Source organism: Rhizobium rhizogenes NBRC 13257 (genome assembly GCF_000696095.1).
Lineage (GTDB): Bacteria > Pseudomonadota > Alphaproteobacteria > Rhizobiales > Rhizobiaceae > Rhizobium > Rhizobium rhizogenes.
The window spans coordinates 1-1091 of the sequence record NZ_BAYX01000049.1; the positions used below are offsets into that span (position 1 = coordinate 1).

At 57.7% G+C, this 1091-nt stretch carries 1 protein-coding gene; it reads left to right on the forward strand.

Translation table 11 applies throughout. From position 1 onward, the window contains the following. Window positions 1-76: 76 nt before the first annotated feature. Window positions 77-1091: IS5 family transposase (locus RRH01S_RS33070; RefSeq protein WP_080705541.1), on the forward strand; the 1015-nt coding region annotated here is incomplete at its 3' end.

The window sequence follows — 1091 nt, forward strand, 5'->3', positions numbered from 1 at the left end:
GGAATTGGTGCAGGGATCAAATTTCAACATTTTGCATCTATGCGGCCGGGATCGAAAATAGGTTGATCGATCCATCATGCTGCACAAACATAATGCCGCCCGCCGCCATCACATCGGTAAAATGAAGTTCAAAGTGACGAACTGGGCGGAGTATGAGGCGGGCCCTCGCCGCCGTGGCAGTTTGACCCTTTGGGTAACGCCGGAAGCACTTGACGGTTGGGCTACCCCACGACGCAAGACGAGAGGAGGCCAGCCGCGTTATTCCGATCTGGCGATCGAAACCACACTGATGCTGGGCATGGTCTTTGGGCTGCGTTTGCGCCAAAGCGAAGGGCTTTTGAGTTCGGTGCTTGCCATGATGGGATTGGATCTGCCTGTGCCAGATCACACGACACTCAGGCGCAGGGCCAGAACCTGGAAGCCACCGGCCAGAAGCAACGACCGGCAGCATGTGACGGATGGCCCCATTCACGTTCTGGTCGACAGCACCGGGCTGAAGATCTATGGCGCTAGCCAATGGCTGGAAGAAAAGCATGGGACAAAGTCCCGGCGTAGCTGGCGAAAACTGCACTTGGCTGTTGATGCCGACAGTGGCGAGATTATTGCCCATAGCCCGACAGATAAGGAAGCCGGCGATGCCTCGCAGCTGGGGCCGTTGCTGGATCAGATCGATGAGGAGATCGACCAGTTCACTGCCGATGGAGCCTATGATGGCACTCCAACCTACGACGCAGTTCTCCGTCACAGCGCAGGCGCAAGGGTCGTCATTCCACCGCGCTCGAACGCGGTTGAACGGCCCAATGCCCAAGCCGCATGCCAGAGAGACGACCACATCGCCTCCATGCAGATAAATGGCCGGCTGAAGTGGCAGACGCCCATCGGCTATAGCAAACGAGCTTTGGTTGAAACCGCGATCGGTCGATACAAAGGTGTCATTGGACCGCGTTTGCGTGCTCGTTCATTCCTTGCTCAACAGACAGAAGCTGCGATTGGGGTCGCCCTCCTTAACCGAATGCTCGCCAGCGGACGCCCGAAATCCGTTCTCTGCCCAGCCTCGGCGGGAGCAACCAAACAAGCGGGCCCATCAAAGA